This window comes from uncultured Desulfovibrio sp., assembly GCF_944327235.1.
In the GTDB taxonomy this organism is placed as follows: domain Bacteria; phylum Desulfobacterota; class Desulfovibrionia; order Desulfovibrionales; family Desulfovibrionaceae; genus Desulfovibrio.
Map to the genome: position 1 here is coordinate 1 of NZ_CALVHE010000154.1, position 4,387 is coordinate 4,387.

Here is a 4,387-nt window from a genome sequence, read left to right on the forward strand (position 1 = left end):
GTGCCCATACATTCCTTTCGGCAATCCATATTGCTGCCATTGTCATTTTTTACCTTTAATGAGTCCTGACCCTAGGCCCGATGCCCTGATCGTGCCGGTATTCCGGCATCGGGCTATCAACGTCCTGTTGGTTCCGGCCACACCGCCGGCGTAGATCCCGAACACGCTCCCTTTTGCCGAAACTGGGCCGTGATTGACGCAATCCTGGACGGTCCCGATGTTTTCCGCGACGATGCCGCCGGCGTTCGACTCCGCCGTTATGGAGCCGTAGTTCGTGCAGCCTGTTATCAGTCCTGTCGTCCCTGTCAGCACGTCGCTGATCTCGCCTGCTATGCCGCCGGCGGAAAAATAACTACATACGCCGTTTGATGCGATCACGGTATGATTGACGCAGTTTTTCACGGTGCCGTCGTTGCAGGCCGTGGTGCCTCCGGCAACGGAGGCGTTCACCACCCGGCCACGCGTGATGCAGTTTTCTATCAGTCCCCGATTGAACGCGGCAATGATGCCTACTCTGGTGTCCCAGTCCAAGGGGGCGACGCCTTCCGGCGACGTTTCGACGATGAGGTTCCGCACCTCGCCGCCGTATCCGATAAAGCCGAACAGGCTGCCGCAACCGTTGCTGTCTTCTCGTATCGTCAGGCCCGTTATCCTGTGGCCGTTGCCGTCGAACCGGCCGGAAAACTCTCTGTAATAAGCTGCATCGCCGATCGGCTTCCAGTCGCCGTTGAGTTTGATGTCCGCTGTCTGCAGGAAATACTTCCCTTTGTACAGTTGGGGAGCGGCGGCGATGTCCCGCAGATACGCTTCCGTGGCTATCAGGTAGGGATCGCTCTTCGTGCCTGAACCGCCGCCGAAGGCCGACGGGGCAACGCCGCCGCGCGCACATGCCGTGAGCGCGAGCAGCAGGGCAAGCAGGGGGAGCGTACGGACGAGCCGTCCGCTGTGAAAAACGGCGCGGGCCACGCCTTTGCATGACAAGGTCCTTTTCCGTTGTCTGTCGTTCATGGGGCGTTCTCCTCCCTCTGGTCATGTCGCTGATGTGGTGGTGTCGTATCCATGCCTCCGGCGGACAAATACCGTATTTACCGTTTGGAGCGCGAAACGTTCCAAAACATGCTGCCTGGCGTTTCGTGGAAAAAACGCGGTTTTTCGCGTCGTATCGGCCGGGCTGTGCTGTGCCGCGCTACGTCGTTGCCCATGAGGGGCGTGGGGCAAGGGCCGGCGGGGGAGCGGGAGATGCGCGGTCTCCGCGTCATGCCGCACGCCGGGGACCTCCGCGCGGAAAGAGCCGCCGTCCCTTTCCGTTCGCGTGGATGCGGCAAGCGGGGCGTATCCCTCAGGGGGCGTCATTGCCGCAGTTCGCCGCAATTGATGATCTCCCCGCTGTACATCCTTCCCACCACGACGCCATGCCCTGAAGGTTCCCCCTGCGCGCTCGCATCGACGGCGCTGCGGCTGTCGATCGTTCTCCCGATGTTGATGCCTACGATGCCTCCCGCGAAGACCCTCTTCTGGCCCGATGCGCTGACCGCGCCGGTATTCCGGCATCCGACTATCAACGAATCGTTATTGTTGCTTCCGGCCACACCGCCGGCGTAGATTTCGAATATGCCTCCTTTTGTCGAGACAGAGCCGTGATTGGCGCAGTATTCGACAGTCCCGACGTTTTCCGAGACGATGCCGCCGGTCTTCGACTCCGCCGTTATGGAGCCGTAGTTCGTGCAGCCTGTTATCAGCCCTGTCGTCCCTGTCAGCACGTCGTTGTTCATGCCCACTATGCCGCCGGCGGAAAAATAACGACACACGCCCGTTGATGCGATCACGGCATGATTGACGCAGTTTTTCACGGTGCCGTCGTTGTAGGCCGTGATGCCTCCGGCAAGGACGCCGTCCTCCACCCGGCCACGTGTGGTGCAGTTCTCGATCAGCCCGCTGTTTTTGCCTGCGATGATGCCTGAGCGGACGTCCTCTATCGAGTTGGAGATCCCTTCCGATGAGGTCTCGACAGTGAGATCCCGTATCTCCCCGTCATGTTCGATGATGCCAAACAGGCCGACGTACGTGAGACGGTCGTTTTTTATGGTAAGGTCGGTTATCTTGTGACCGTTGCCGTTGTATCGTCCGCTGAATTCCGGGATGGGGGACCACTCGCCGCTGAGAGCGATGTCTGTGGTTTGCAGGAAATGTTTTCTGTCTTTGGGAAGGGGATGGGCGGCCATGTCCCGCAGGTGCGCTTCCGTGGCGATCAGGTAGGGATCGCTCTCCGTGCCTGAACCGCCGCCGAAAGCCATTTCGACGACACCACCGCGCAGATATAGCGAAAGGATGGACAATACGACGAGCAGAGGAACGTATCTGAGGATCCACCCGTATCTGGAAACGATATCAGCCATGCCTTTGGGCGATAAGGCTTTTTTTTTCCCACCCTTCGTCCATGTGACTCTCTCCCTCCTTTTCCACGCTGGGCCGCCGTCGGCGTCCAATGTCCTTCAAATGATACTTTTTTGTCGTATCCGTGTCCATGTGGACGTGCGGCACGAGGGGGAAAAGCGTTCGGTAGGGATCTGTCGGGGAGTATGGCCCGCGACGGGGCAGGCGGCATGAGAGCATCGCCGTCGGGCGATCTGGGGCACGCGAGAGGGAGAGGCTGGAGCGTTTTGCCGGTGAAAAGGCGAAACGCGAGACGGCGGCACGACGCCGCCCGGCCCAAACCAGGCGGAAAAACCGCGTTTTTTCGCGAAACGAGAGGCCGTATGATTTTTGAAACGCACTGCGTTTCAAGCTGAAAATGCGCTGAAAGGTGGGGCGGCCCAAAAAAGAAATGCCACAACTTGCGTTGCGGCAATTCTTGTAAGAGGCCGAGAGGTCCGCGGCATTGCGAGCAATGCGCGCAGGCGGCCGACTAGTCTTCGCCTTCGGCGTGGGACTGCTTGCCGGCGCCCTTGAGACCGTACATGGTGGTGGAACCGGAGGACCAGAATTCCAGCACTTCTTCATTGACCAGCTGGGTGAGCAGCTTTTTCACTTCGCGGGGTCCCTTGTCGGGGAAAAGATCCGTGAAGTCCTTGAAGTAGAACTTGGACTTGGCGGCGGACTTGCCCTTGAGGAAGTCGATGATAACGTCTTTGTCAGCCATTTCAGTCTCCTGTCCCGGCGGCGCGTTATGCGCCGCCGGGGTTGAATCAAACCTGGACTAGAACTTGAACTGGGTGCTCTGGCGCCAGGTGTAGTAGGCGGGATCGCGGAAGTCGTCGATCAGGTGGTGGGTGAACTTCAGGCCGGTGAGCTTGAAGAAGGTTTCCCAACCGATGCGGTTGGCCCAGTCGCCCAGACGCTCGTACTTGTTGGCGTTGGCCGCGTACACGTCAAGGATGTGCTTGACGGTCTTGGTGAGGGTGGGCCAGCGCGGCGGTTCGTTGGGGATGTAGCCCACGACCACCTTGGAGAATTTGGGCATGGTGATGCGGTTGGACACCTTGCCGCCGACCATGATGGCGATGCCGTCGCCTTCGCCGTCGGAGATGGGCAGGGCCGGGCACATGGTGTAGCAGTTACCGCAGTACATGCAGCGATCCTGCTTGATGGCCACGGAGTTCACCTTCTCACCGTTGTATTCCACCTTGGTGGGACGCACGGCGGCGGTGGGGCAGGCGGCCACGGCCAGCGGGATCTCGCACAGCTTGTCGGCCCACTGGTGGTCGATCATCGGAGGCTTGCGGTGGATACCCACAAGGCCGATGTCGGAGCAGTGCACGGCGCCGCACATGTTGATGCAGCAGGCCAGAGCGATGCGCACCGGGGCGGGCAGACGCATGTTCTTGAACTCTTCGAACACGGTGTCCATCACGCATTTCACCGGGCCGGAGGCGTCGGTGGCGGGGGTGTGGCAGTGCACCCAGCCCTGGGTGTGGACCATGTTGCTCACGCCGGCGCCGGTGCCGCCCACAGGGAACTTGTAGGAGCCGCCGTCGAACTTGCGGGAGTTCAGGTCGTCGCGCAGAGCCTTCATGGTAGCTTCGTCTTCCACCATGAACTCGATGTTGTTACGCGTAGTCCAGCGCACATAGCCGCCGCAGTACTTGTCGGCGATGTCGCAGATCTCGCGGATGTTGGTGATGGACATGGTGCGGGTGCCGCCCACGCGGACGGTGTACACCTTGTCGCCGCTCTCGGCCACGTGCAGCAGAACGCCGGGCTCGAGGATCTCATGATAGAGCCACTTGCCGAAGTTCTTTTTGATGACCGGCGGGAAGTATTCGTCATACTTGTGGGGGCCGATGTCGGTGATACGGCCTTCCATCGGTTTTTCGGGATTGTACCCGGAAGAAATAAAAGCCATGTTCTTCTCCCCCTTAAACTAGCGTTGATGACGGTTGCGGTAAGC

Annotated in this window: 4 protein-coding genes; all 4 read right to left on the bottom strand. The window is 60.0% G+C overall.

Annotation, left to right across the window (positions count from 1 at the left end; all coding sequences use genetic code 11):
- Positions 1–42: 42 nt before the first annotated feature.
- Complete coding sequence (locus Q0K00_RS11770) at positions 43–1,008, bottom strand: hypothetical protein (RefSeq protein ID WP_297229763.1); 966 nt, start codon at positions 1,006–1,008, stop codon at positions 43–45.
- 341 nt (positions 1,009–1,349) lie between these two features.
- A complete protein-coding gene (locus Q0K00_RS11775; protein ID WP_297229764.1) occupies positions 1,350–2,396 on the bottom strand; it encodes a hypothetical protein in 1,047 nt (348 codons plus the stop codon).
- 509 nt (positions 2,397–2,905) lie between these two features.
- Positions 2,906–3,139, bottom strand: coding sequence for a dissimilatory sulfite reductase D family protein (locus tag Q0K00_RS11780; RefSeq protein ID WP_297229766.1), 234 nt, complete (start codon positions 3,137–3,139; stop codon positions 2,906–2,908).
- Between the two features lie 57 nt (positions 3,140–3,196).
- On the bottom strand, positions 3,197–4,342 hold the full coding sequence (gene dsrB, locus Q0K00_RS11785; RefSeq protein ID WP_297229768.1) for a dissimilatory-type sulfite reductase subunit beta: 1,146 nt from the start codon (positions 4,340–4,342) through the stop codon (positions 3,197–3,199).
- Between the last annotated feature and the right edge of the window lie 45 nt (positions 4,343–4,387).

Coding starts and splice junctions, on each gene's coding strand:
- Q0K00_RS11770 (WP_297229763.1), bottom strand. CDS start 1,008: ATGAACGACAGACAACGGAAAAGGACCTTGTCATGCAAAGGCGTGGCC.
- Q0K00_RS11775 (WP_297229764.1), bottom strand. CDS start 2,396: ATGGCTGATATCGTTTCCAGATACGGGTGGATCCTCAGATACGTTCCT.
- Q0K00_RS11780 (WP_297229766.1), bottom strand. CDS start 3,139: ATGGCTGACAAAGACGTTATCATCGACTTCCTCAAGGGCAAGTCCGCC.
- dsrB (WP_297229768.1), bottom strand. CDS start 4,342: ATGGCTTTTATTTCTTCCGGGTACAATCCCGAAAAACCGATGGAAGGC.